Genomic DNA, 25950 nt, shown 5'->3' with positions numbered 1-25950 from the left:
TTTAATTCATTGCCGGCTCGCCAAGCAATTCAAGCGTGACGCTGACAATTTTATCTGGTGTCGGCAAATATTGATCTTCAAGCACTGGTGAAAACGGAACCGGTGTATGCGGCGCTGTAATCCGTTTAATCGGCGCATCAAGCAAATCAAAGCCCTTGTCAGCGACAAGCGCAGCAATATCCGTGGCAATGCTGCATCGCGGATTGGCTTCATCAATGATGATCAGACGATTTGTTTTTTCTAACGATGTGAAAATCGCATCCTCATCCAGAGGGGACAGACTGCGCGGATCAAGGACCTCGGCTTCGATGCCCCTCTCTGAAAGCTGTGCAGCCGCTTCAAGCGCAGTATTGACCTGCTTGCCGACTGCAAAGAGCGTAACATCATTGCCCTCGCGTTTGATATCCGCTTTTCCGAGGGGAATTGTATAATAATCTTCCGGCACCTCGCCCTTCATGTTGTAGGACGTTTTGTCTTCAAAGAAGAACACCGGATCATTATCTTCTATTGCTGCAAGCAGAAGACCTTTGGCATCATACGGATTGGATGGAACAACCGTCTTCAGTCCAGGGATGCTCGTGAAAAGGCCATATAGCGCTTGTGAATGCTGGGCAGCGGCCCGGAACCCTGCTCCGTATGTGGTGCGGACGGTAATCGGCACTTGCGCTTTTCCGCCGAACATATAACGGAATTTCGCCCCTTGGTTGATCACCTGATCAAAGCACGTGCCAATAAAATCGTTAAACATCAGCTCGGCAATCGGTCTCAAACCGGTTGATGCCGCAGCCATAGCCGCTCCCATATAGCCTGCCTCAGAAATCGGAGTGTCCAGCACTCTTGTACGCCCGAATTCCTGTACGAGTCCCTTTGTGACCCCTAATACACCGCCCCATGCTTCATCATCCTGCAAATGATCGACCGCCGCTCCCCCGGCGACATCCTCACCGATCAAAAGCACATTTTCGTCTCTTCTCATCGCAAGCTTCATTGCTTCATTGATCGCGTCTGACATGCTTATGACTCTCGCCATCTCTTACATTCCTCCTTTTTCATATGACACGTACACATCTGTCAGCAGCTCCGAATCTTTTGGATATGGACTGTCTTCGCTGAACGAAACGGCTTTTTCAATCGATTCGCTGACACGCTGTTCAATGTCTGACAGCTTATTAGCATCTGTTTCTTTTAAAAGGTAGTTTTTAAAACCTTGAATGGCATCCTTTTCTTCAAGGTGCTCAACTCTTTCATCCTTCGTTTTATAGGTTTGGGCATCTCCTTCGAAATGGCCGTAGTTTCTGTAGGTCATACATTCAATCAAAGATGGGCCTCCGCCGTTTCTTGCTCTTTCTATCGCTTCCTCGGCTGCCTGGTAAACTGCTAAAATATCTTTGCCGTCAACTGTAACCCCCGGCATGTTATAAGCAGCCGCCCGATCGGCGATTGAATCACAGGCTGATGCGTACTCAAATGGGGTGGCTTCGCCATAGCCGTTATTTTCAGCGACAAACACGACAGGAAGGTTCCATACAGCCGCTAAATTCAGCCCTTCGTGGAAGGTGCCTTGGTTATTTGCCCCGTCCCCGAAAAAGCAAACGCTTACATTTTTAGTCTGTTTATATTTAGCCGTGAGCGCTGATCCGCATGCGAGCGTAAAGCCGCCCCCGACGATTCCATTTGCGCCTAACATGCCTTTATCAAGATCCGCAATGTGCATAGAACCGCCCTTGCCTTTGCACAATCCGGTCGCTTTCCCGAAAATTTCCGCCATCATGCCGTCCAGGTCACAGCCTTTGGCGATACAATGTCCATGTCCCCTGTGGGTGCTTGTAATGCTGTCGCCATCATGTAAATGAGCGCACACCCCTACAGCCACGGCTTCCTCACCGGCATATAAATGAACGAATCCGGGAAGCACTCCCTGGGCGAACAGTTCATGCACTTTGTCTTCAAAGCCCCTGATCTCCAGCATCTTTTGGTACATCCACAGCGCTTTTTCCTCAGTTAATGACAAGCCTTCTCGTTTTAACAATTTCATTTTGTGCGCCTCCTTCTATTTAGGGTTCACCATTATAAATGCAAGAAGTGTGCCAGTCTTTTGAGCCCGTAAAATCAGTCTTCTCATCTTCACTTTGGAGACAGTTTGAGACGTGTGTCTCGTTTTGTCTCAAACTGATTCATTTGTCTCGTTTTACAGCATGCAAAAAAAAGACCGGATATCACCCGGCCCTTGACAATGATCGACGTATTTATTTCCTTGGAAATCTTTTTAACTTCCTAGTTCCTCTGCATCGTTTGACTGAATAGCTGCTTTTGAAAGAAAATCAATTGAATATTTGACATATCCAATACCGCCGCCCCCGTCCTTCTGCATACAGTCTATCGTGCCGTTTGAGTATGTGTATCCCTTTTCATTAAGCGTTTTTCTGACCGTTTCCGCCATCTTTGCGGCATCTGTTTTTGATAACCCGCTGGTGTCTAACTGAATCGTCATGCTCATAGGCGCTTTTTCAGCCAGCTGTTTGTTCCATTTTGTATCTAACGTGAACTGTCCGTTTTCGATACTCAAAGCAGCATCAGCTTTTATAAGTCGAGGAACCGTTTTTTTCAGATCTGCTTCGATTGCCTTCGATGCTTCTTCATTTACATGTTTTGCTACTGATTCGGTATTACGCTTCTTCAATTCCATCGCACGTTACTTTATGATGCAGAAATCCCTTCGTACACATTGGGTAGCGATGAGATTGGGAGGTTGCTTCGAATACATATTCAGAGGTTTTAGCGTTATATACCCCATTCGTGATCTTGATTTCTTTCTTAGGATAGGTTTGTTCCACATAAGACACTAGCTTCTGTTCTGCAGCATTTTTCGAAAATGGATCACCGAACCATACATGATAGATATATAGTCCGCATCCGAATAACGCAATGGCAAGCAAGCCAAACACAAGTTTTTTCATGTTCCCACTCTTTTCCTCATATGTACGTGCTACAGTTCATGCTTTTCTTCAACAGCCCGGTTCAGCGCTTGGAGCATGTAGCCTATGCCTTTGTATGATGATAGCGGCCAGCTGATATGCTGGTGTTCTCCGATGACGGCGTTTAGAATGCTTCGATATTTTTTTCCGCCAAGCATGACTAGCTCTTCGATATCAGAAAAGCCTTTTTCGTGAAATTGACGGCCTAGCTCGTCCGCTGTCATGATTTCCGGATGACCGGTGCCAAAAGTGACATCGTAATTTCCCGAAACGAGATCACTAGGGCGAAGAAAGCCATGCTTCGCCGACAAAATCACCCACTCATCGAAAAATGCTTTCGCATACCGCTCGCACGCCTGATGAAACGGGCTGAGATAAGCGTCCTCTGCTCTTACCGGCCCGGCATCAGGCTGGACGTCCCAGATTTTTTTCTTGCCGCAGGGGATGATGCATAGCCGTTTCATTTTTCTCTCCCCCTTTATAAGATATCTCCACTAAATATACCATTATTTTCTTACAATAAATTAGAGAAAAGACAGGCTGAGTAAAGCTGCGTACAAAAAAGACCCGGATTTACCGAAAATCCAGGTATTTTAGTCAAGAATTGTGTAAAAATTCCTTTATTTTGTTAGCCTTTTTTGAATCAAGCACTGCAGTTACTCTATCCCATCAAGATACTTTCTCTCAAAGTCGTCGAGCAATGCACGCACTTCATCTGTTGACTTTGTGTTCATGCATTGATTTCTTAATTCACTTGCCCCTCGGAACCCGCGGAGATAAATTTTGAAAAAGCGAGGAAGAGGCTTGTACGGACGGGCTTCTAATGCTGAATATTTATCATGAAGATCCAGATGCAGCCTTAAGAGATCAAGCAATTCCTTGCTGCTATGCTCTTTCGGCTCCTTTTCAAAGGCAAATGGATTTGTAAAAATACCACGCCCAATCATAATTCCATCAACACCGTATTGTTCAGCAAGTTTCAAGCCAGTTTGGCGGTCAGGGATATCCCCGTTTATTGTTAACAATGTATCTGGTGCCACCTCGTCACGAAGTTTCTTAATCTCCGGGATGAGTTCCCAATGCGCATCTACTTTGCTCATTTCTGCTCTTGTGCGCAGATGAATAGAAAGATTGGCAATATCCTGTTTCAGTATGTGTGTCAGCCACTCGCGCCATTCGTCTACATCCGTGAAACCAAGTCTTGTTTTTACGCTTACGGGCAATCCCCCTGCTTTTGCTGCTTGTATTAACTCTGCTGCAACTTCCGGCCGGCGGATAAGACCGCTTCCCTTACCGTTCTGTGTCACATTAGGCACAGGACAGCCCATATTGATATCTAGTCCTTTAAATCCTAACTCTGCCATGCCAATACTCATTTTACGGAAGTTTTCAGGCTTATCTCCCCATATATGGGCCACAATTGGCTGTTCATCCTCTGTAAAAGTCAAACGGCCGCGCACGCTATCCTTCCCATCCGGGTGGCAATAGCTCTCTGAGTTTGTGAACTCTGTAAAAAACACATCCGGTCTGCCTGCTTCACTTACTACATGCCGGAAAACTACATCTGTCACATCTTCCATTGGTGCCAGTACAAAAAACGGCCGTGGCAATTCACGCCAGAAATTTTCTGTCATAACAAAAATCAAATCCTTTCATTAGAGGATACAGCTAGACCTGTATCTCAATATTAAAAAACTGACCATGCTTCTTTTACACTTATCGCATGCGAAAGCATTTCTTATCAATCTATAGTAAATTTTGAACATTTCACGTGGGATGACCATCTATACCTATTTTTTATATTGTGGTTAACACTGGCGCTGACCTTCGTCTTTCTTAGTGGCCTTGCTTTTGAACTTTTTGGATAAAAAGGATTCCAACCTAAATAGAATATCATATGAGTTCTCCATATTACCAACGCAAAATAATTGCCCTGTTATTGAAGATAAGATATTTAACACTACACCATATCCGTATCTCTATATCATATTTGCGGAAAAACTAATAGAGATAAAGCAAATTGAGTTGGGGGTGGTATAACTGAGTACTCAAGAGAATGAAAAAACCTACTTAAGCTGCTACCACTTGTGAATCACATGGAGTAAAGAGGATGAGAAGAGAAAATAAACCCTTATTTAAAAGAATTCAAGAACTTCAATCTGAATCATTTGGGATTTGCTCATGATTTAGAAAATAACCAACGCAGCAAGTGGCAACCTACTATATATTTGTATAGGGTTATAATTCGGTAATCCTGATCCAGAACCATAAAATAGACTGCTGACTAAGTGTCGCAGTCTTCACTCATAAGATAATTAAGAAAGTGTACATTTTCTTTCATCATTAAATAAGGCATCAGAAGTTATTGCTTTAATTTCGAATATCCTTTGTTACCCCTGTAATTATTTGTATAATAGTGAAAACTCCCAAGAAAACAGTAATAATATTAAACCATGGATTATCATAGAATGAAAGATATGTTTGAAAGAAATCTAGTTCAACTATGTTTGCTGGGAATCCATTCATTTCTCTATACTTAGGACCCCATCCCGTTAATTCTACAAAATTAAAATAAAGCTGAGATACTAAAAATGCCAAAAATGTTTGAAACCAACTTCTTTTATATAACGGTCGTTTTTTATATACTTTATCCATTTAGTTATCCATTTCCTTCTCTGCAATACTTTTTAGCCAAGTGTCAATCTAAATTATTATGAAGCATGATTGTCGCAAGGATATAACCATTGTAGGTATTACTGTAATAGTTGTTATCGTCGGCACTATTATTTAATTGTTGTAGTGCTCATACGTTATTCATTTTAAAATGGGGTTGGCCATCATTTTCACCTCTTTCGTTTATTACAATGTTTCAACTTTTTACATCGAATGACTCTTGAAATGATATACGCCATACCTTTCCTTATATTCCTATCATCAATATTTCACACGTAATAACTGCAAGTCAATATATAATTTTACAAATTATGAAAAAAATATCTATGATTTCACATCATTCTTCTCATGTATTTTAATCATACTGGAAGGAAATTTTCCCGGTTAAATAACGCTTTTTTTCACCCGCTTTTCAACACGTTTTTTCAACTCTTTTCGCCAGTTAAAATAAAGATCTCCGAGAATGAGAAGGAAGATAAAATTGAGAACAGACAGTCAGGACAAGGGCTGCACATGAAAAAGACCCGGAAATCGGAATTGTTTATTTTACCGAAATCCAGGTCTTATTAGGTATTGTTTATTTTAGTTAGACGATTTCAATACAAGTCTCGCCACTGCTTCAACATGCGCCGTCTGCGGAAACATATCGACAGGCTGAATATAGTCCACGCGATAGTCCTTCGACAGCGTCTGCAAATCCTTCGCAAGCGTGGATGGATTGCAGGAAACGTAGACAAAGCGTTTCGGTTTGACTTTTTTGATCGTGTCCAGGAACGTGCTGTCACAGCCCGTTCTTGGCGGGTCTACAATGACGACGTCCGGGCGGAAGCCTTCTTTCGTCCATTTCGGGAGCCAGTGCTCGGCTGTTCCTGTTACGTATGTGGCATTTGCCATGCCGTGTTTTTTGGCGTTTTTCTTAGCATCGTCAATTGATTCCTTGATGACGTCCATGCCGCGGACTTCCTTCGCTCCGTCCGCCACCCACATGCCGATAGTGCCGACGCCGCAATACGCATCAACGACTTTTTCTTTTCCGGTCAGCTGCGCCGCTTTTTTCACTTCATCATACAGCTTGACGGTCTGTTCCGGATTGAGCTGGAAGAAAGCGCGGGCGCTCAATTCAAAAGATACGTCGCCGAGCACTTCTTGAATCACTGTTTTTCCGGCGAGCGGTTTTGTTTTCTCACCGAAAATCACTGAAGTTTTCGCCCCGTTTACATTCTGAATAATGGATTTGACCTCTGGCAATCGCTTTTGAATCGCTTTGACGATTTCTTCCTTGTGCGGAAGCGTTTCTTTTGCGGTTACAAGCACGACCTGCACTTCGCCTGTTTCAAAGCCGACTCTCGTCACGATCGTGCGAACGTCACCTTTTCGTTTTCTTTCATTATAAACAGACACATTGAAGTCCTCTAAAATGCGGCGGACGATGCCTGTTGTTTTGTTCGTTGCCGGATGCTGAACGATACAGTCTTTAATCGGCACGATGTCATGAGAATCAAGGCCGTATAAGCCGGCGATGATGCTGCCGCTTTGCGAGCGCCCGATCTGGAATTGGCTTTTATTGCGGTAATTCCACGGGTTGTCCATGCCAATCGTTTCTTTGATTTCCATGTTTTCAACTTTAAACTTCGTATGGCGTTCAAGAGACTGAATGACGATATCGCGTTTTTCCCGAAGCTGCTGGCTGTATGCAAGGTGCTGAAGCTGACATCCGCCGCATTGTTCATAAACAGGGCAAGGCGGTGCCACCCGGTGCTCAGATGCCTTGCGGATTTTCTTAATGCGGCCCTCCGAAAACTTCGGCTGGACCTTTGTGGCCTGCACAACAACTTCTTCGCCAGGAAGCGCGCCGGGCACGAAGACGACTTTTTTCTTAAAATAGCCGACACCTTCTCCGTTAATGCCGAGACGCTTAATCGTCAGCGGAAAGGTTTGTCCGACCTTCAGTTCGACGGGCGCCTGTTTCTTTTGTTGGTTCACGTTGTTCTCTCCGTTTCTATATGAAGCTTTCTGCGGATGGCAGAAAGTGAAATGGTTTTTTCACATCTTTCTAGTATAACACGTTTGCAGGATTTCCTTCATTGTCAGACGAATTATTCTATACTCCTCCACAAATACAAAGACGCATAGCTTAAATAAGGCTCCCACTCCTTGCTCATCGCCAGCATGACATCCTTTGCCGGCTTATCGTCCAGCTGAAAATGGCGTTTGATGGCATTCTGGAGGCCGATATCGGCAAGCGGGAATAAATTGGGACGGCCAAGTCCGAACATGAGGATATTTTGCACGGTCCACGGGCCGATACCCCTGATTTTGATCAGTTTCTTCATAATGTCTTCATCCGCCATATGCGGCAGCTCTGACAAGCTGAGTGTGCCTTCTGCGATCATCCTTGATGTATCAATGGTGTATTCCGCTTTTCTCATGCTGAATTGCAGATCACGCAGATCCTGATAATCGAGTTCTGCAATCGTTTCCGGCTTTGGGTAGCACCACACGCCATCCTTCTGCTCACCAAACGCATGAACAAACCGTTCTGTTAGCGTGTAAGCGAAGGAAAGATTGAGCTGCTGGTGGATAATGCATTTCATCATGCAGTTGTACACGCTGTAGTCCAGAACAAGCGGAGTCCCTGCATGCTCTTCAAAAATGGCGGACAGGCTCGTTTTTGAAAAATGATCCAGAACGTGCTGCAAATGATTTTCCCATTGAAAAATCCGCTTGATTTCCTTCATCATTTCTCCCTGATCCGTTTCCCCGCTGACGAGGAACTCAGGCTCGCCCGCATGGCCTAACGCCTGTACCTTTACAATACATACGTCCCCCGCTTGATTTCTGATTGGCACACGGACTTCCCTCGCCTCTCGATCAACAGCATTGAGGGGGTCTAAAGACAGCCTGTCCAGCACGCGGTCAAAATGATACGGAGGCGTGACAGATACTTTTTCCTTCCACATGAGATCCACCCTTTTTCCGTTTTTGTTCAGTATAACATGCCGCTTGAATTAGGCAGAGAGTACCGTATACTTTTCTCATAAAGACCGCATGATATAATGGCAGGTGGAGGGTTGTTTATGATCAACATTACCGCAATCACAACAGAGCATCAGCTGCTGAAAAATATACCAATCGAACGAGTGGAACAGCCTGATATTGCATGGTACTGGGTTGATTTTTACGGCCCGGAGGATACGGAAACGGCGTTATTGAGAGATTTTTTTCATTTTCACCCGCTTGCCATTGAGGATTGCTTCCAGCATATGCAGCGGCCAAAGCTTGACCATTATGACGGCTATCGTTTTTACGTGATTCATGCGCTGAATAAGGAAACACTTGAGACGGAGGAAGTCGATATCTTTCAAGGCGAAAAATTTGTCGTCACCTTTCATTTACACGAAACGCCCGGTATCGCTAAAGTCCGGGAGCGTTTGTATGCTTCACCGGACATATTGAAAAAAGGGCCCGGGCATATTTCTTATATGATCATGGATCAGCTTGTTGATGAATATTTTCCTCTCGTGTATAAAATTGAAGACCGGCTGAATGAAATTGAAGAAAGCCGTCCCCACAAAACGTATGGAACGCTGATGAACGAGGTGTTTGATCTCAGAACAGACCTATTGCATTTGAGACGGACGATTATCCCGATGCGTGATTTGCTCTATCGGATTTTAAGCCTTGACCATGTGAAAGAGCAGCGGGAAACGAAAGCCTACTTCAGCGACATATATGATCATTTGTTAAAGTTGTCTGAAATTGTGGAATCCAACCGTGACATGACGTCCGACTTGCGTGACAGCTACGTGACGCTAAACTCAAACCGGATGAATGCGATTATGATGACACTGACGATCGTATCAACCATTTTCATCCCGCTCACCTTTATTGCCGGTGTATACGGTATGAACTTCGACTTTATGCCGGAACTGCATTGGAAATACGGATATTTCGCTGTACTTGGCCTGATGACAGCGCTTGTGATTGGAATGCTGATTTGGTTTGTACATAAAGGATGGTTCAATATTTTTAAATGAGGACAGCGAGCAGCTGTTCTTTTTTGTTGTAAGCCGATCGCTATGCATATTCTGTTCATATTGTTTATAATGGAAAAAATATTCAGGGAGTGATCAGATTGAAAATTGCTGTCATCGGACTCGGCAATATGGGACAGCCCATTGCCCGAAATGTTCTTCAAGCAGGCTACGAATTGACTGTCTATAACCGGACGAAACAAAAGACAGAAGAATTTGTCACAAAAGGCGCACAGGCAGCTGATACGCCGCGGCTGGCGGCAAAGTCCGCTGATATTGTCATTACTATGCTTGCAGATGATGATTCTGTCAGCGCCGTGACATTCGGAGAAGACGGGCTGCTTGAAGGATTAGCAGAGAACGGCATTCACATCTCGATGAGCACAATCAGTGTTGAGTTCTCAGAAAAGCTCGCAGCGGCTCATACAGAGAAAGGACAATTTTTTCTCGCCGCTCCTGTCCTTGGCAGACCGGATGCCGCAGCCAAAGCCGCGCTCCGTATCATAACAGCCGGACCGGCGGAAGCAAAGCAAGCTGCCAAGCCTCTTCTCGACAGCCTGAGCCAGCAGGTATTTGACGTCGGCGAAGAAAGCAAGACGGCAAATGCAGCCAAAATCAGCATCAATTTCTTGCTTGTGTCCATGCTGGAGGCGTTATCTGAATCCTTTTTAATGATGGAGAAATACGGCTTAGAACAAAAACAATTTTTAGAAATCGCCAGCGCGCTCTTTGGTTCTCCAGTCTATCAAAATTACGGAACCATTATGGCCGAGCAGAAATTTGAGCCGGCCGGCTTCAAAATGTCTTTAGGGCTGAAGGATACCAACCTGGCACTCGCCGCCGCAAAACGGGTTTCTGCAAATCTTCCTCTTGCCGAGCTGGCCAAGAGCCATTTTGAAAGCGGGATTGAGAAAGGCTTCGGGGATCTGGACTGGGCCGCACTGATTAAATGTATAAAATAAAGAAAAACCTCTCCATTTCAGGAGAGGCTCTTCTCATTACAAGGACGGCATCTTCATTTCTTTCTCAAACATCAGATCATCAATGCTTTTAAATGTGTAGCCCTGTTTTTTCAGATCTGTAATCGCGTCATCTAGCGCTTCTGCATTGTCCCTTGATACGGTGTGCAGCAGGTAAATGGCTCCCGGGTGCGCCTGCTTGATCATATGATCGTAGGCATATTTCTTTCCCTTTTGGTTGTTGATTTTCCAATCAACAAAAGCGACCGACCAAAAAACGGTTTGATAGCCGAGGCGTTTCGTTTCTTTCAGTACGTACTCACTGAACACGCCGCGCGGCGGACGCAAATACAGGTTGTCCTGCTTTCCCGTAATTTTATAAACCTCTTCGTTGACTGAATCAAGTTCATCCTGAATCTGATCAGCTGTTTTTGTCGTTAAATCCGGATGGTGAAAGGAATGGTTGCCGATAATATGGCCCTCATCTGACATACGTTTGATCAGCTGAGGCTGGTCCTTTACGAAATGCCCGGTGACAAAAAACGTTCCTGTTACGCGATGTTTTTTTAAGACATCAAGCACTTTTGGCGTATAGCCATTTTCATATCCGTTATCAAACGTTAAGTAAATCGTTTTTTCCTTTGTATTCCCTAAATAAAACGCGTCATATTTTTCAATTAAACTGTTCAGCTGCTTCCCGACATCTGGCGGCTGATGATTGACACTTCGTTTAAAGCCCCAATTAATCGGCTCATTCGGCACCGCTTCCGCCTGTGCTGCACCTCCGGCAAGCAATACGGCGGCGCAGCATATTGAACACATCCACTTCATGGCCAGCGCTCCTTCTGCATTTTTTCTTATTTTACAGATAGGGGCTTTGTTTTATACTGTTGCTTTATGCCAATAAAAAAACCGCGGCGGGCGCGCGGTTTTATTCCCAATCTTTTTTAAAACGTTCGTATTTGGCTTCCAGGTCATCAAGCATGCTGATAAGCCTGTCTATATCTTCAACGTCGGTTGCTTCAGGGTCTAATGAATCGATGACGTTCATAAACATGTCAAGTCTGTTCTTTAAATAATCAATCTGCTGATCTTTATTGTTTACGGCGTTCCCCATTCTGTTCCTCCAATCATTTTTTATTATGGTAGCTCATTTTTTGCCGTTTTTCAATCGCCGCGCTACTTGCGATCTTGGCAAATCAGGTCTAAAATTAACTGTTGGCAGCGTTAGTATGCCCATTTATAAAGGAGTTAGATAGTCATGACACAAAACACGAAGCTGCGTCCGATTACGCCCGAGTTTGACCCTTGGGAAGCCTATATGGATGTTGACCAATACGGAGACATGCAGCTGACAAACGTTGAATTCACAACGACGACACTGTGCAATATGAGATGCGAGCATTGTGCTGTAGGCTATACATTGCAGCCTAAAGACCCGAATGCTCTGCCAATAGATCTTCTGTTAAAACGGCTGGAGGAAATCCCGCGCCTCAGATCCATCAGCATCACAGGCGGAGAGCCGATGCTTTCGCTGAAATCAGTAAAAGAATATGTTGTTCCTTTATTGAAATATGCCCATGAACGGGGTGTGCGGACACAAATTAATTCAAATCTGACCCTCGACATCGAGCGGTACGAATGGATCATTCCGTATCTCGATGTGCTACATATTTCTCATAACTGGGGTACAGTTGAAGATTTTGCTGAAATCGGCTTCGCCATGATGGACAGAAAACCGACCTTCGAACAGCGCGCGCGCTATTTTGAAAAAATGATCGAAAACAGCCGCACGCTCGTGGATGCCGGAGTAATGGTATCTGCGGAAACGATGCTGAACAAACGAACACTTCCGCATATTGAGCATATTCACCGCCAAATCACAGAAGATATGAAATGTCAGCGTCACGAGGTCCACCCAATGTATCCAAGCGATTTCGCAAGCGCTCTTGAATCCCTCAGCCTGAAAGAGATGAGACAGGCCATTCACCGCTTGCTGGATATTCGTGATGAAAATACGTGGATGCTGTTCGGAACGCTGCCGTTTTATGCCTGCAGTCCGGACGAAGACGACCAAAAGCTGCTTCGCCGGCTTCGCGCGGCGAAAAACGTCACAGTGCGAAATGACCCTGACGGCCGATCCCGCCTGAATGTGAACATTTTCGACGGAAATATTATCGTGACCGATTTCGGTGATACCCCGCCGCTTGGCAACATTCAGACGGACAGCCTCCCTTCCGCCTATGAAAAGTGGAGAGAGACCAAGCTTGCGAAAGAACTGAGTTGCCACTGCCCGAATGTCCGGTGCCTCGGACCGAATGTTCTTGTCAAAAACAGTTATTATCAGGATACAGACTTCACAAAACGTCAAGCCAGGAGTTAGATGCGGATGAAAGAAACACTTACGGAGATTTTTCAAAATAAAATCGTCGATATTCTCCTCGTTGCCGTTATCCTTTGGATCGGTGTCTTTATCATCAACCGGCTGGTACAGCTATTTTTTAAACGGACGGATTTTATTGAAGAAAAAAAGGAAAAAACGATTGAAAGCCTTGTCCGTTCTGTCACCCAGTATACGGCGACAATTGGTTTTATCTTTTACGTTATTTCTTTATTTGTGCATGATTTCGGCAAGATATTGGCCGGGGCGGGCGTAGCAGGTATCGTGATCGGTTTTGGCGCCCAATCGCTGATCAAAGATGTGCTGGCTGGTGTGTTCTTAATATATGAACGCCAGCTGCACAAAGGCGATTATGTCACCGTCAACAACTTGTTCAACGGGACAGTGGAGGAAATCGGCCTCCGCTCGCTGCAAATCCGGGAATGGAGCGGGAAGCTGCTCACCATCAGCAACGGCGAGGTCAGACAAATAGAGAACTATAATATTGATTTTATGCGGATTACCGAATCGTTTCTTATCAGCTTTAAAGAAGATCCGGACCGTGTGTACAGCGTGTTGGAAGAGGCATGTGACATGCTGAATGAAGAGCTTCGTGATTCATTGAAGCGGGATGAATTCGGCAATCCGACAGAACCGTTTCAAATCCACGGCATCACCGCATTGAATAAAATCAATCGCGGCGTCGAATTTACGGTTAAAGGCATGGTGAAAGATGATGATTATTTCAGTGCCAGCCTTGCAGTCAGACGGGTTCTCGTTCGCCAGCTCTACCAAAACAATGTGCAAATGCTTGAGGAAGCGGTCAGAATCGAGAGAACCCAATAAACAAAAAACTGATTCCGAGTTGGAATCAGTTTTTTATTTATCTTGGCAGTGAGGAAAGCTGAAAGCCAAACGTGACATGATCTTGAACCGGAATCCACGCGCCGATTCCCTGTGACGTGACATTTTTCACGACGAGTTTGCGTTTATTTCCTTTCAGCACTAAGTACACTTCTCCGTAAGTCACTTTTCCTTTTTCATTCACAGCCGGTGCATATGCATGTAGATAACCGATTTTTTTAGGAGCGACTTTATAAATCTGATCCCGTTTTGTGCCAGCCCCAATGACCGTCTCAAATGCAAGCGGAAGGTTCGTTTTCTTCATTGCTTTTTGCATCATCATGCTTTTGACATCTTCAGCATTTGGAACTTTAGCTGTCAGGCCGCCCTTCACTCTGTACTGCTGTTCCTGGGCATAATGCATTTCAGCCGTTTCTTTCCCGCCGCGGTTATCCGCACGGTTTGTATTGATTTTTTTATATTCCCAGTTTGCGACTGTTTCATTTGATTCATAGCCGAGCGCCCATTTCCCGAGAAATATTGTCGCCCGGTACCCTACTGCAAGCGGTGTGCCGGATATGTTGGATTCATTCAGCATTTTGATGAGATGCGGATTTTCAATCTTCACCTCAGAATGATCGAGCAATTCCTTTGCCAGCTTGCTCGGCTGAAGCATTGGCTGATCCTGTGAAGCATTCGGATACGTGTTTTCCTTTGAAATGCTTGCGACAGAATTAGGAACCTTAAACTGCTTTTTCGCGTGGATGGGCTGAACGCCGAAAAAACTAAAGAATAACAACACGATAAGTGTGGAATGAAATAGCTTTTTCATCATATCACTCTTTCTATGGCATTTTCCCTTAGTCTTTTCATCCCGCTTTGTTGTTATCCATCATTTTTTCAGGTTAAAGAAGGAAAAAGCCGATCGCCATAATGACATATGCAGCAAGCAGTGTCGCCCCTTCAAACCAGTTGGAATCCCCGTCATTCGAAATCGCGATCATCAAGAGAACCGCTGATACCATCGCGACGAGCTCCGGCAATGTAAATACAAGCGGCATGCTTGTCGGAAAAAAGATAGAACAGATGACGAGAACCGGTGCGACAAACATAGCGATCTGCAGCGTAGAGCCTACTGCAATTTCAACAGCAATGTCCATTTTATTTTTGAAGGCCATAATAATCGCTGACGCATGCTCCGCCGCATTTCCTACAATCGCCACGATGATGACCCCGATAAACAGCTCGCTCCACCCGAACTGTTCAGCCACCGAGTGAAAGGTATGGACCAGGTTTTCGGATATGTATGCAACCACAATCGTTGCCGCAAACAAGACAATCGTCGCAACCTTCCCTGACCATTCTGGCTCTTCCTCTTCTTCAGTCTGAGCGGCATTATTCGGCTGATAAACGCCCCGATGCGTGACAAGTTTAAAGTACAGCGCCGCCACATATAACAGAATCATAATGATGCTGATGCCGATGCTTAAATTGAGCTTGCTGGCGTTTCCCATACCAACAGAGAATACCTCCGGAATCACAAAGGCGACAATGATGGCAAAAATCAGAAGCCCGGAGTTATGGCGGGCATCATGGATATTAAATTCCTGCCGCTTATATTTTAAACCGCCGACAAAAAACGATAGGCCCGCTACCAGCAGCAGGTTCCCCAGCACTGAACCGGTTAAAGAGGCAAGCACGATTCCTGTCAGGCCTTCTTTTAATGCAAAAAGGGAAATAATCAGCTCCACCGCATTCCCGAAGGTTGCATTCAACAAACCGCCGATACGCGGTCCTGCAATGATGGACAGTGATTCTGTCGCCCTCCCCATATAGCTTGCAAGCGCGATAATCGTCACGCAATAAACTGCAAATAGAACCGCGGAAGGCCAATGCATCAAACTGCCAATCACAGAAAGCGGAACACCGGCCGCCACTAAAATAAAAAAGATACGATTCATGGTGAAATAGCTCCTTTTTTATGACTTGTTTTATTTTTATTCTTCACAAAAACCTTCATGATTACACGAGGGCAAATGTATAGCGTGATATAGGCTTTTTTCAGGTTGCCTGCTTTTGGAAAACATTGTACGATCAACATAGATTCCACATAAGGAGAACTGACACGATGTCACGATTTCATTTCTTTATCCTTGTCTTGCTCGTATCCATTTCCGGGTTTTCACAAGGCATGCTACTGCCTGTCATTTCAATCATTTTTGAAACAAATGGAGAATCCGCTGCTATCAACGGCCTGCACGCGACCGGGCTGTATATCGGTGTGCTTTTGGCTTCGCCGTTTATGGAAGCGCCGCTCAGAAAGCTCGGGTTCAAGCCACTGATCGTCATGGGCGGAAGCATTGTCATTTTAAGCTTATTCGGATTTATTTGGCTTCAGTCAGTTTGGGTTTGGTTCCTGCTTCGCCTGTTCATTGGAATCGGCGACCACATGCTTCACTTTTCTACGCAAACGTGGGTGACCTCCATGTCATCAAAACAAAATCGCGGAAGAAACCTGTCTATTTATGGGCTTTCCTTTGGCCTTGGCTTTGCCGCAGGCCCGTTCATGGTGCCGCTTGTCAAACTGAGTCCGTCGCTTCCTTTTATCGTGTCCGGCTGCATCAGTCTGTTTGCGTGGCTTTTTGTTTTCTTTCTACAAAATGCATACCCGGAAACCAGTCCTCATGAAACCAAATCAGACAATAGTTTCAGGCGATTTTATCAGGCCATGTTGTTTGGGTGGGTTGCCTTTATGCCTACATTTGGCTATGGCTTTCTGGAAACGGCGCTGAACGGAAGCTTTCCGGTGTACGCGCTCCGTTTGGGGATATCAGTAGACGCAGTAGCGATCATCCTTCCCGCATTTGCGATTGGAAGCATTATCTTTCAGTTTCCGCTCGGCATCCTCAGCGATAGATACGGCAGGCGGAATGTGCTGCTGGTGATTTTGCTGACTGGGGCTCTTTGCTTTTTCATCGCCGGTGTATTTCCTTCGCCTTACGTGATCGGCGGCTGCTTTTTTATTGCAGGAATGGCAGTCGGATCAACCTTTACACTTGGCATCAGCTATATGACAGATCTTCTCCCGCCTCACCTCCTGCCGGCGGGAAACCTGCTTTGCGGCATTACATTCAGTCTCGGCAGCATCCTCGGCCCGGTTGCCGGCGGCTGGTATATGCAGACATTTGAAAGCGCAAACTTGTTCTACTTCATTACTCTCACGCTTAGCGCTGTGTGGCTGGCCCTTGTGCTGGGCAAACCGAAAAGCTGGTCACCGGCTGAAACCTATTCTTCATCTTCTTAATCAAAAAGCCTCCCGACATCATGTCAGGAGGCTTTTATGCTAATGGTAGCCGTTTTGTCCGTTGGCGCTTCCGCTTGTTTTATGGCTCGATTTGCTTTTCGAATTTTGTTTGTTATGGCTTCCGCCTTTTTTCGTATGCTTGGTCATCACGATATCCCCCCGACTTCTTTTTGAACCGAAGTTCGTTTATAGGGTGCGCTATTGGTAGGGATTTTCATCAGGAAGCTTTTTACGTTTATGTAAAAGAGCGTTGATTTCTCCGCCTAGGATAATTAAAATGCCGCTCAAGTAAAACCAAATCATCAGAACGATGATTCCCCCGATGCTCCCGTAAGTGGCGCTATAGTTCGCAAACGTGCTGACGTAAAATGAAAACAATGTGCTGACAATGATCCAGCCGATAGTCGCAAAGACCGCACCCGGCATGACAAACCGGAGAGACAGCTTTTTGTTCGGCGCAATCACATACAGCGCGGAAAAAACAATCAAAAGCACAAGCGGGCTGACACCCCAGCGAATGGCGGCCCAGACGGATAAAAACAGATCCGACGCGCCGACAAAGTCAGAAGCGAGCCTTCCAATCTCCCGGCCAAATACCGGCAGAAGCAAAGCCACTAAAATCGTAAATACCATGGCAATCGTCAAAAAAATCGAGGTTAGACGAACAATGATAAAAGAGCGGTTTTCTTCCACATCATACGCGTGGTTTAGCGACCGGACGATCGCGTTCATTCCATTAGACGCAGACCATAATGCGGCGATAATCCCGAATGACAGCAAACCGCCATTTCGATTATTTAAGGTTTGATGGGTAATGGATTCAACGAGAGACATCGCACTGGCGGGAGCATATTGTTCTATGACTCCTAAAACATCATCAGTAGAAAGCGGAAGATACGCGGTGAGCGTCAGCATAAAAATCAAAAACGGAAACAGTGATAATAGAAAAAAATACGCCAGCTCCGCTGATTTACTTTGTCCTTCATGAAGGGTGTATCTGCTGAAAAGCTCTTTCAAAAAACTCATGTCGTCTCACCTCGCATGTTTGATCATTTTTTTGAAAAATGCTCTTTCGTTTCTTGCACGAGTTCCATCACTTGCGGCGTTGTTTTCTTCAGCTCTTTCACCTGCTGGTTCACAAAGTCGACTTCCTTTGAAAGCGTTTGGGCGAGCTTTTTGGCCTCATCCACTTTTGTGATAACAGTGTTTTTTAACAGCTCTGGATTGCTTTTATACAGTGAAAGTTTATGCTTGCATGTCAGCCATCTCATGCCGCACGCCTGTCTTGTCGGCTTATGGAGCAGTGATAACGCCGCACCTGCCGCAGCTCCGAGAAATATCCCTTTCAGCATTAAACGTTCGTTGTTCATGCAAATTCTCCTTTCACTCACAATTGTTTTTCTTTTTGAATAGACGCAAGGAGATGCTCACAGCCCGATTTGATTAATTGGCAGACTTCTTCAAAATTCCCTGTGTAGTAAGGATCGGGAACGTCGGCAAGATCTGAATCTTCAACATAGTCCAAAAGCCTTTTGATATGTGAGGTGTTTTTAAATCCCGCCATGCTTCTGAGACTTCCGATATTTTCTGCATCCATTGCAATGATGTAATCAAAATCGGCCAGATCCTGTTCGCTGACTTGACGCGCCAGCATGCCATCAAAGCTGATTCCTTCTCTGCGCAATATCTCCTGCGTTCCCTCATGCGGCGGATTGCCGATGTGCCAGCCGCCGATTCCCGCTGAGTCCGCCTTGATTTTCTCCTCTAATCCTTTTTTGGCTGCAAGGTCCCGAAAAATCGCTTCCGCCATCGGAGACCGGCAAATGTTTCCTAAACAAACAAATAACACGCTTATCATGTTGTCCAACCTCCCTATTCTTTGCCCCTATTTCTCTAAAAAGAAACCTTCATGAATATCTTAGTAGGATGTTCATTTTCTTTTCAACTGATGTCTTCACTTTTTTGGAATGAACAGCCTGCTTTTAGAATAGGGTTTTTTTCTGATGGAATTCTGTTAGAATAAAACATACCTATATTGCGCATAGAAAGGATGGAACCCTTTGTCCAGCCCAAATACAGAAACATTAACTCAAATGATTGAAGAGATTTCCCAAAAGCTGAACATGCTGAACGTCGGCGTAATCAAAGCGGAGGATTTCAGTGATGAGAAGATTGAAGACCTCACGTACCTTCACAGAATGGTGATGAAAAAAGAATCATTCAGCCCAAGTGAAATGCAGGCGATTGCTCAAGAATTAGCCTCGCTTCGTAAATAATGGAGACTGGCCGGAAACTCGGCGAGTCTTTTTTATCATTTCCCCAAACCAAAACAGCAAAGTGTTCGAATAAGATTTGAAGGAGTACAAGCATGCAAACGACATCTATCAAAACAGCATCCGGAATGTATATCAACTACTTCTTTCTGGGGATGGTCAACATCATTCTCGCATCCAATATGTCTTCATTAACAAAACAGTGGAATACCGATCCGACCGGCATCAGTTATGTCATTGCCGCTATCGGGTTTGGCAAACTGCTGACATACGGCATTTCCGGCGTTCTATCAGATAAAATCGGCAGAAAGCCGCTTGTTGTCGCTTCTGCGGGAATTATGGCCGTCTTTTTAGTCGGTATTCCTTTATCACCGAGCTATGAGCTGGCGTTTGTGTTCGCCTTATTAGCCGGAGTCGCAAATTCAGCGATGGATGCCGGAACATATCCGGCCCTAACCGAGCTCTTTCCGTCTGCTTCCGGTTCGGCGAATGTCTTGGTCAAAGCCTTTATGTCTGTCGGGGCCGCACTTTTGCCGCTTTTGATCACATTTTTATCAGACCACAGCATGTTTTACGGATTTGCTTTTTATCTGCCGGCAGCGGTCTATCTCCTGAATATTATTTATTTATCAACGCTTTCGTTTCCTAAAAAACATAAGAAACCAACTAATAGCGGCCAACAGGAATCTCCCGTTTTCTTGTCTGAACCCGTTTTTCAGAAGGAAGGCACCGCACTGATTATCATCGGTTTTACATCCACGGCTTTATTTACGGTTTCTCAAATCTGGCTCCCGAGCTACGCGCAAAAGGCAGCCGGTTTAGCTGAATCAGCATCTGTACAATTGCTGAGCTATTATAGTATAGGATCTCTGGCATCTGTTTTATTATTAGCCGTTTTGCTGAATAGATGGGTCAAACCTGTCTTCATAACGCTCTTATATCCTATTATTACTTTATGTACGCTCGCAGTCATGCTGACCGTTCATATCCCAGTTGTGCTGGACATCACTGCCTTTTTCTTAGGCTTTTCAACTGCGGGTGTGTTTCAAATTACCATTACGTTAATGACAGAGCTTTTCTGGAAGCGAAAAGGAACCGTTACCGGAATTGTAGCGACCGCTTCAAGTCTTGCATCGATTCTGCTGCCGATTGCAACAGGGCTTATCGCAAAAGCGGGGGGCATCGCTCATATTTTCATATTCGACTTCGGCATTGCGGTCATCGGAACGGCTGCAGCTGCTTTCTTGTATTACAGGTACAAGAAACTGACAGGTGCTCAAGCCTAAGCAACAAAAAACGGACGCCCAAGAGCGTCCGTTTTTTCTTATTTCTCAAGCAATGCCAATGACTCGCGGTTAAATGCCGGTATATCGTCCGGTGTGCGGCTAGTGACCAATTGATCCTGGCAAACAACCACTTCCTTGTCCACAACGTCGGCACCGGCGTTTTCCATGTCAACACGAATGGACGTATAGCCCGTCGCTTTTCGGCCGTCGAGCGCTTTCGCATTGATTAAAAGCTGCGGGCCGTGGCAAATGGCGAATACCGGTTTTTTGTCAGTCATAAACGCTTTTGTAAATTGGACGAAACGATCGTCAGCGCGAAGCTGGTCTGGTGAAAATCCTCCGGGAATCAAAAGCGCATCAAAGTCTGAAGGGTTTACGTCGTCAATGGACGCGTCAACCGTCACTTCCGCTTTTCCCTGCTTGCCTTTTACTGTTTTTCCTTTTTCATTTTCGATGACAGTCAGTTCATGTCCCGCTTCTTTAAAGGCTTTCGCAGGCTCAGTGTACTCGCTGTCCTCAAAGTAATCTGTCAAAACAACTGCAATTTTTTTCCCCATGGTTCATAACCTCCCGCTTTATATGTCTACATAAAACACTCTACCCCAGCCACACTAAAATAAACATTTTGCGAATATGGACAAACGATAAGCATAAATACCCAGTATTTGTCGCTTGAAGCTGCTACATAGTACTCATTTTTCTCCCTTTTACAATAATCATAAAGAAACACCTACAAATAGTTACAAAATATTCTTACAATAGGAGCTGTAACACAAATTTCGTTGAAAGGTGGAGAACTGGTGAGAATACAGAAAAGACGAACACACGTCGAAAACATTCTCCGTATTCTTTTGCCCCCAATTATGATACTTAGCCTAATCCTCCCAACACCACCCATTCATGCAGAAGAAAGCGCGGCTCCTCAGGTGCATCTGAGTATTTTGGCTACAACTGATATTCATGCCAACATGATGGATTACGATTACTACAGCGACAAAGAAACGGCGGATTTCGGTCTGGCAAGAACAGCGCAATTGATCCAAAAGCACCGCGAGCAAAACCCTAACACTCTGCTTGTGGATAACGGCGACTTGATTCAAGGGAATCCGCTGGGTGAATACGCGGTGAAATATCAAAAAGACGACATTATCTCCGGCACGAAAACCCATCCGATTATCAGCGTCATGAATGCGCTGAAATACGACGCCGGAACGCTTGGCAATCATGAATTCAACTACGGGCTCGACTTTCTCGACGGCACAATCAAAGGAGCCGATTTCCCGATTGTAAATGCCAACGTCAAAACAACTAGCGGCGAAAACCGTTATACGCCGTATATGATTAATGAAAAAACCCTCATTGATGAAAACGGTAATGAGCAGAAAGTAAAAGTCGGCTACATAGGCTTTGTCCCGCCGCAAATCATGACATGGGACAAAAAGAATCTCGAGGGGCAAGTTCAGGTGCAGGATATCGTAGAATCCGCCAATGAAACGATCCCGAAAATGAAGGCGGAAGGCGCAGATGTCATTATTGCCCTCGCCCACACCGGCATTGAAAAGCAGGCGCAATCATCAGGCGCAGAAAACGCCGTGTTTGACCTTGCCACTAAAACGAAAGGCATTGACGCGATTATCTCGGGCCATCAGCACGGACTCTTTCCTTCCGCCGAGTATGCGGGTGTTGCTCAGTTCAATGTGGAAAAGGGAACAATTAACGGCATTCCTGTCGTCATGCCAAGCAGCTGGGGCAAATATTTAGGCGTGATTGACCTCAAGCTTGAAAAGGCGGACGGCTCATGGAAAGTAGCAGATTCCAAAGGAAGTATTGAATCTATTGCTGGCAACGTCACATCAAGAAACGAAACCGTTACAAACACCATTCAGCAAACACACCAAAACACACTGGAGTATGTCCGAAAGCCAGTCGGCAAAACCGAAGCAGATATTAACAGCTTCTTTGCACAGGTCAAAGATGATCCTTCCATTCAGATCGTGACTGACGCGCAAAAGTGGTACGCTGAAAAAGAAATGAAGGATACCGAGTACAAGAACCTGCCGATTTTATCCGCTGGAGCGCCGTTTAAAGCAGGCGGCAGAAACGGAGCCAATTACTATACAAACATTCCAGCCGGAGATCTTGCGATTAAAAATGTCGGTGACTTGTATCTTTACGATAATACTGTTCAAATCGTCAAGCTGACAGGCAGCGAGGTCAAGGACTGGCTGGAGATGTCAGCAGGCCAATTCAATCAAATTGATCCAGCTAAAGGCGGCGACCAGGCCTTGCTGAACGAGAATTTCCGCTCCTATAATTTTGACGTGATTGACGGTGTCACATATCAGGTCGATGTGACAAAACCGGCTAAATACAATGAGAACGGAAAAGTGATCAATGCGGATTCATCCCGGATCATCAATCTTTCCTATGAAGGCAAGCCGATCAGCCCAAGCCAGGAATTTCTCGTGGTCACCAATAACTATCGTGCGTCCGGAGGCGGCGGGTTCCCTCATCTGACGAGCGATAAAATTGTCCACGGCTCTGCGGTTGAAAACAGGCAGGTGCTGATGGACTATATTATTGAACAAAAAACAGTCAATCCAAAAGCAGACAACAACTGGTCAATCGCGCCTGTTTCCGGCACGAATCTGACGTTTGAATCCTCGCTTTTGGCCAAGCCATTTGCCGATAAAGCAGACGACGTCGCTTATGTAGGCAAGTCTGCGAATGAAGGCTATGGTGTGTATAAGCTGCAATTCGATGATGATTCAAATCCAGATCCTCCTAAAGACGGACTGTGGGACCTGACCGTCATGCACACCAATGATACGCACGCACATCTCGATGATGCAGCAAGACGAATGACGAAAATCAACGAAGTACGCAGCGAAACAAATCACAACATTCTCCTTGATGCGGGAGATGTGTTTTCCGGCGATCTGTATTTTACAAAATGGAACGGTTTGGCCGATCTGAAAATGATGAACATGATGGGCTATGACGCCATGACCTTCGGAAATCATGAATTTGACAAAGGCCCGACAGTGCTTTCTGATTTTCTAAGCGGAAACAGCGCAACCGTTGATCCGGCGAACCGCTATCACTTTGAAGCGCCGGAATTTCCGATTGTCAGTGCAAACGTAGATGTGTCAAATGAGCCCAAGCTGAAATCATTTGTCAAAAAGCCGCAAACCTTTACGGCAGGTGAAAAGAAAGATGCCGGCATTCACCCTTACATTCTGTTAGACGTTGACGGGGAGAAAGTCGCCGTATTCGGCCTGACAACAGAAGATACAGCCACCACATCAAGCCCGGGCAAAAGCATCGTATTCAATGATGCCTTTGAAACAGCACAAAACACCGTCAAAGCGATTCAGGAAGAAGAAAAGGTAAATAAAATTATTGCTTTAACCCATATCGGTCATAACCGTGATCTTGAGCTAGCCAAAAAAGTAAAAGGCATTGACTTGATCATCGGCGGACACACTCACACCCTCGTAGACAAAATGGAGGTCGTGAACAACGAAGAACCGACGATCGTGGCACAGGCAAAAGAATACGGCCAATTCTTGGGGCGCGTTGATGTCGCGTTTGATGAAAATGGCGTTGTGCAAACAGACAAATCAAATCTGAGCGTGCTGCCAATTGATGAGCATACAGAAGAAAACGCAGAAGCAAAACAAGAGCTTGATCAGTTCAAAAGTGAATTAGAAGACGTAAAAAATGAAAAAGTCGGCTATACGGATGTGGCGCTTGACGGCCAGCGTGAGCATGTGCGCACGAAAGAAACGAATCTCGGAAACTTCATCGCGGACGGTATGCTGGCAAAAGCGAAAGAAGTAGCCGGCGCCAGAATAGCGATAACAAATGGCGGCGGCATCAGAGCCGGCATTGACAAAGGTGATATCACACTCGGCGAGGTGCTCAACGTGATGCCGTTCGGCAATACGCTTTACGTGGCCGATTTAACCGGAAAACAAATTAAAGAAGCCCTTGAACAAGGCCTAAGCAATGTGGAAAATGGCGGCGGCGCTTTCCCTCAGGTGGCCGGAATCGAATATACCTTTACATTAAACAACGAACCTGGGCACCGTGTGTTAGAAGTGAAAATTGAATCGCCTAACGGAGACAAAGTTGCTATAAATACGGATGATACCTACCGCGTGGCAACAAATAATTTTGTCGGTGCCGGAGGAGACGGATATTCTGTCTTTACAGAAGCCTCCCATGGTGAAGACCTTGGCTACGTTGATTATGAGATTTTCACCGAACAGCTGAAAAAACTAGGAAACAAGGTCTCTCCTAAAGTTGAAGGACGGATCAAAGAAGTATTCCTGCCGACAAAGCAGAAGGACGGCAGCTGGACACTTGATGAAGACAAATTTGAGATTTACGCTAAAAATGCCAACACGCCGCTTGTCTATTACGGAACACATGAAGGATCACAAGAGAAGCCTATCAATCTCAAAGTAAAAAAAGATCAGGTCAAACTTTTGAAAGAAAGAGAGTCAGATCCTTCATTGACGGTGTTCAACTACTGGTACAGCATGAAGATGCCAATGGCGAACCTTAAAACTGCAGACACTGCAATCGGAATCAAGTCGACGGGAGAATTGAATGTGTCATTGGCAGATGTATATGACTTTACAGTAAAGCAAAAAGGAAAAGAAATAAAATCATTCAAGGAGCCCGTACAGCTTTCGCTTCGCATGTTTGATATTGAAGAAGCTCATAACCCTGCCATTTATCACGTCGACAGGAAAAAGAGAGCTTTCACAAAGACAGATAACGGATCAGTTGACGATGATATGGTGACAGGATATACAAACCACTTCAGCGAATACACGATCTTAAATTCCGGTTCGAACAACAAACCGCCGGCATTCCCGTCCGACCAACCGACAGGCGGTGATGACGGCAGTCATGGCGGAGGCTCCGACAAACCAGGCGGAAAACAGCCGACTGACGGAAACGGAGGAAATGATACGCCTCCCGGCACTCAACCGACTAACGGCTCTGGAGGAAACGGTTCGGGCGGATCAGGAACAGACGGTCCGGCTGGCGGCCTGCTTCCGGACACAGCCACATCCATGTACTCGATCCTGTTGGCCGGATTTCTTATCAGCGCACTCGGAACGGCAATGTACTTACATCAGAGGAGAAAACAGAATAGAACGAATCAGGCATAAAAAAAGAGCTGCTCGCTAAGCGAGCAGCTTTCTT

Annotated in this window: 23 protein-coding genes and 1 pseudogene; 8 read left to right on the top strand and 16 right to left on the bottom strand. The window is 45.4% G+C overall.

The window, feature by feature from the left end; all coding sequences use genetic code 11:
- Nucleotide 1 precedes the first annotated feature (1 nt).
- From acoB to MKX38_RS04285, 8 genes and pseudogenes are all read right to left on the bottom strand, one after another.
- Nucleotides 2-1030, bottom strand: a complete 1029-nt coding sequence (gene acoB / locus MKX38_RS04320; RefSeq protein WP_014476166.1) for an acetoin:2,6-dichlorophenolindophenol oxidoreductase subunit beta — start codon at nt 1028-1030, stop codon at nt 2-4.
- A 3-nt stretch (nt 1031-1033) separates the two neighbouring features.
- Entirely contained in the window at nt 1034-2035 is a 1002-nt protein-coding gene (gene acoA / locus MKX38_RS04315; protein ID WP_003242898.1) for an acetoin:2,6-dichlorophenolindophenol oxidoreductase subunit alpha, read from the bottom strand.
- Between the two features lie 231 nt (nt 2036-2266).
- Nucleotides 2267-2957, bottom strand: a pseudogene (locus MKX38_RS04310) (hypothetical protein).
- A 29-nt stretch (nt 2958-2986) separates the two neighbouring features.
- The gene (locus MKX38_RS04305) at nt 2987-3439 is read right to left on the bottom strand and encodes a DUF6884 domain-containing protein (RefSeq protein WP_019712688.1); all 453 of its coding nucleotides are present in this window, start codon (nt 3437-3439) and stop codon (nt 2987-2989) included.
- A 192-nt stretch (nt 3440-3631) separates the two neighbouring features.
- Nucleotides 3632-4609, bottom strand: coding sequence for a tRNA-dihydrouridine synthase (locus tag MKX38_RS04300; protein WP_015715509.1), 978 nt, complete (start codon nt 4607-4609; stop codon nt 3632-3634).
- 736 nt (nt 4610-5345) lie between these two features.
- Complete coding sequence (locus tag MKX38_RS04295) at nt 5346-5630, bottom strand: YfzA family protein (protein WP_015252550.1); 285 nt, start codon at nt 5628-5630, stop codon at nt 5346-5348.
- A 600-nt stretch (nt 5631-6230) separates the two neighbouring features.
- Nucleotides 6231-7631, bottom strand: coding sequence for a 23S rRNA (uracil(1939)-C(5))-methyltransferase RlmD (rlmD, locus tag MKX38_RS04290; RefSeq protein WP_015252551.1), 1401 nt, complete (start codon nt 7629-7631; stop codon nt 6231-6233).
- 113 nt (nt 7632-7744) lie between these two features.
- Complete coding sequence (locus MKX38_RS04285) at nt 7745-8608, bottom strand: DNA-3-methyladenine glycosylase (protein ID WP_015252552.1); 864 nt, start codon at nt 8606-8608, stop codon at nt 7745-7747.
- Between the two features lie 117 nt (nt 8609-8725).
- Between MKX38_RS04285 and corA the strand changes: the two genes are divergently transcribed.
- The gene (gene corA / locus MKX38_RS04280; protein WP_339188750.1) at nt 8726-9685 is read left to right on the top strand and encodes a magnesium/cobalt transporter CorA; all 960 of its coding nucleotides are present in this window, start codon (nt 8726-8728) and stop codon (nt 9683-9685) included.
- A 98-nt stretch (nt 9686-9783) separates the two neighbouring features.
- Nucleotides 9784-10644, top strand: coding sequence for an NAD(P)-dependent oxidoreductase (locus MKX38_RS04275; protein WP_129137522.1), 861 nt, complete (start codon nt 9784-9786; stop codon nt 10642-10644).
- Between the two features lie 36 nt (nt 10645-10680).
- Here MKX38_RS04275 and pdaA read toward each other — a convergent pair whose 3' ends face one another.
- On the bottom strand, nt 10681-11472 hold the full coding sequence (pdaA, locus tag MKX38_RS04270) for a delta-lactam-biosynthetic de-N-acetylase (RefSeq protein WP_110109591.1): 792 nt from the start codon (nt 11470-11472) through the stop codon (nt 10681-10683).
- A 100-nt stretch (nt 11473-11572) separates the two neighbouring features.
- Nucleotides 11573-11758 carry an SE1561 family protein gene (locus tag MKX38_RS04265; RefSeq protein WP_003223132.1) on the bottom strand — a complete coding sequence of 62 codons (186 nt, stop codon included), beginning with the start codon at nt 11756-11758 and terminating at the stop codon, nt 11573-11575.
- 144 nt (nt 11759-11902) lie between these two features.
- Between MKX38_RS04265 and yfkAB the strand changes: the two genes are divergently transcribed.
- The gene (gene yfkAB / locus MKX38_RS04260) at nt 11903-13024 is read left to right on the top strand and encodes a radical SAM/CxCxxxxC motif protein YfkAB (RefSeq protein ID WP_003233655.1); all 1122 of its coding nucleotides are present in this window, start codon (nt 11903-11905) and stop codon (nt 13022-13024) included.
- Entirely contained in the window at nt 13025-13867 is an 843-nt protein-coding gene (gene mscC, locus MKX38_RS04255; RefSeq protein ID WP_010886444.1) for a mechanosensitive ion channel protein MscC, read from the top strand.
- Nucleotides 13868-13904: 37 nt separating this feature from the next.
- On the opposite strand, the gene MKX38_RS04250 is transcribed toward mscC, so the two are convergent.
- On the bottom strand, nt 13905-14699 hold the full coding sequence (locus MKX38_RS04250) for a YfkD famly protein (RefSeq protein WP_003233657.1): 795 nt from the start codon (nt 14697-14699) through the stop codon (nt 13905-13907).
- 70 nt (nt 14700-14769) lie between these two features.
- Complete coding sequence (cax, locus tag MKX38_RS04245) at nt 14770-15825, bottom strand: calcium/proton exchanger (RefSeq protein WP_003242902.1); 1056 nt, start codon at nt 15823-15825, stop codon at nt 14770-14772.
- 167 nt (nt 15826-15992) lie between these two features.
- Between cax and MKX38_RS04240 the strand changes: the two genes are divergently transcribed.
- A complete protein-coding gene (locus MKX38_RS04240; protein WP_003233661.1) occupies nt 15993-17168 on the top strand; it encodes an MFS transporter in 1176 nt (391 codons plus the stop codon).
- A 198-nt stretch (nt 17169-17366) separates the two neighbouring features.
- Here the strand turns inward: MKX38_RS04240 and MKX38_RS04235 are convergent, their stop codons facing one another.
- Genes MKX38_RS04235 through yfkJ form a run of 3 tightly spaced genes read right to left on the bottom strand, consistent with a single transcriptional unit; the run spans nt 17367 to nt 19026 of the window.
- Nucleotides 17367-18194, bottom strand: a complete 828-nt coding sequence (locus MKX38_RS04235) for a YihY family inner membrane protein (RefSeq protein ID WP_003233663.1) — start codon at nt 18192-18194, stop codon at nt 17367-17369.
- Between the two features lie 23 nt (nt 18195-18217).
- A complete protein-coding gene (locus MKX38_RS04230) occupies nt 18218-18538 on the bottom strand; it encodes a hypothetical protein (protein WP_003233665.1) in 321 nt (106 codons plus the stop codon).
- 17 nt (nt 18539-18555) lie between these two features.
- A complete protein-coding gene (yfkJ, locus tag MKX38_RS04225) occupies nt 18556-19026 on the bottom strand; it encodes a protein-tyrosine-phosphatase (RefSeq protein ID WP_019712686.1) in 471 nt (156 codons plus the stop codon).
- A gap of 202 nt (nt 19027-19228) precedes the next feature.
- On the opposite strand from yfkJ, the gene MKX38_RS04220 reads away from it, so the two are divergent.
- Both MKX38_RS04220 and MKX38_RS04215 read left to right on the top strand, forming a co-directional pair.
- Nucleotides 19229-19444, top strand: a complete 216-nt coding sequence (locus MKX38_RS04220) for a DUF1128 domain-containing protein (RefSeq protein ID WP_003243712.1) — start codon at nt 19229-19231, stop codon at nt 19442-19444.
- 92 nt (nt 19445-19536) lie between these two features.
- Nucleotides 19537-20727 carry an MFS transporter gene (locus tag MKX38_RS04215; RefSeq protein WP_003233671.1) on the top strand — a complete coding sequence of 397 codons (1191 nt, stop codon included), beginning with the start codon at nt 19537-19539 and terminating at the stop codon, nt 20725-20727.
- A gap of 38 nt (nt 20728-20765) precedes the next feature.
- Here the strand turns inward: MKX38_RS04215 and yfkM are convergent, their stop codons facing one another.
- Nucleotides 20766-21284, bottom strand: a complete 519-nt coding sequence (gene yfkM / locus MKX38_RS04210; protein WP_003233673.1) for a general stress protein 18 — start codon at nt 21282-21284, stop codon at nt 20766-20768.
- 243 nt (nt 21285-21527) lie between these two features.
- On the opposite strand from yfkM, the gene MKX38_RS04205 reads away from it, so the two are divergent.
- Entirely contained in the window at nt 21528-25916 is a 4389-nt protein-coding gene (locus MKX38_RS04205) for a multifunctional 2',3'-cyclic-nucleotide 2'-phosphodiesterase/3'-nucleotidase/5'-nucleotidase (protein ID WP_339188748.1), read from the top strand.
- The last annotated feature ends 34 nt before the right edge of the window (nt 25917-25950 follow it).

Source organism: Bacillus sp. FSL M8-0025 (assembly GCF_037975475.1).
Taxonomy (GTDB): domain Bacteria; phylum Bacillota; class Bacilli; order Bacillales; family Bacillaceae; genus Bacillus; species Bacillus subtilis.
Note: the sequence above shows the minus strand (reverse complement) of the source record. Positions and strands in the feature narration are given on the sequence as shown.

Coding starts and splice junctions, on each gene's coding strand:
- acoB (WP_014476166.1), bottom strand. CDS start 1,030: ATGGCGAGAGTCATAAGCATGTCAGACGCGATCAATGAAGCAATGAAG.
- acoA (WP_003242898.1), bottom strand. CDS start 2,035: ATGAAATTGTTAAAACGAGAAGGCTTGTCATTAACTGAGGAAAAAGCG.
- MKX38_RS04305 (WP_019712688.1), bottom strand. CDS start 3,439: ATGAAACGGCTATGCATCATCCCCTGCGGCAAGAAAAAAATCTGGGAC.
- MKX38_RS04300 (WP_015715509.1), bottom strand. CDS start 4,609: ATGACAGAAAATTTCTGGCGTGAATTGCCACGGCCGTTTTTTGTACTG.
- MKX38_RS04295 (WP_015252550.1), bottom strand. CDS start 5,630: ATGGATAAAGTATATAAAAAACGACCGTTATATAAAAGAAGTTGGTTT.
- MKX38_RS04285 (WP_015252552.1), bottom strand. CDS start 8,608: ATGTGGAAGGAAAAAGTATCTGTCACGCCTCCGTATCATTTTGACCGC.
- corA (WP_339188750.1), top strand. CDS start 8,726: ATGATCAACATTACCGCAATCACAACAGAGCATCAGCTGCTGAAAAAT.
- pdaA (WP_110109591.1), bottom strand. CDS start 11,472: ATGAAGTGGATGTGTTCAATATGCTGCGCCGCCGTATTGCTTGCCGGA.
- MKX38_RS04265 (WP_003223132.1), bottom strand. CDS start 11,758: ATGGGGAACGCCGTAAACAATAAAGATCAGCAGATTGATTATTTAAAG.
- yfkAB (WP_003233655.1), top strand. CDS start 11,903: ATGACACAAAACACGAAGCTGCGTCCGATTACGCCCGAGTTTGACCCT.
- mscC (WP_010886444.1), top strand. CDS start 13,025: ATGCGGATGAAAGAAACACTTACGGAGATTTTTCAAAATAAAATCGTC.
- MKX38_RS04250 (WP_003233657.1), bottom strand. CDS start 14,699: ATGATGAAAAAGCTATTTCATTCCACACTTATCGTGTTGTTATTCTTT.
- cax (WP_003242902.1), bottom strand. CDS start 15,825: ATGAATCGTATCTTTTTTATTTTAGTGGCGGCCGGTGTTCCGCTTTCT.
- MKX38_RS04240 (WP_003233661.1), top strand. CDS start 15,993: ATGTCACGATTTCATTTCTTTATCCTTGTCTTGCTCGTATCCATTTCC.
- MKX38_RS04235 (WP_003233663.1), bottom strand. CDS start 18,194: ATGAGTTTTTTGAAAGAGCTTTTCAGCAGATACACCCTTCATGAAGGA.
- MKX38_RS04230 (WP_003233665.1), bottom strand. CDS start 18,538: ATGAACAACGAACGTTTAATGCTGAAAGGGATATTTCTCGGAGCTGCG.
- yfkJ (WP_019712686.1), bottom strand. CDS start 19,026: ATGATAAGCGTGTTATTTGTTTGTTTAGGAAACATTTGCCGGTCTCCG.
- MKX38_RS04215 (WP_003233671.1), top strand. CDS start 19,537: ATGCAAACGACATCTATCAAAACAGCATCCGGAATGTATATCAACTAC.
- yfkM (WP_003233673.1), bottom strand. CDS start 21,284: ATGGGGAAAAAAATTGCAGTTGTTTTGACAGATTACTTTGAGGACAGC.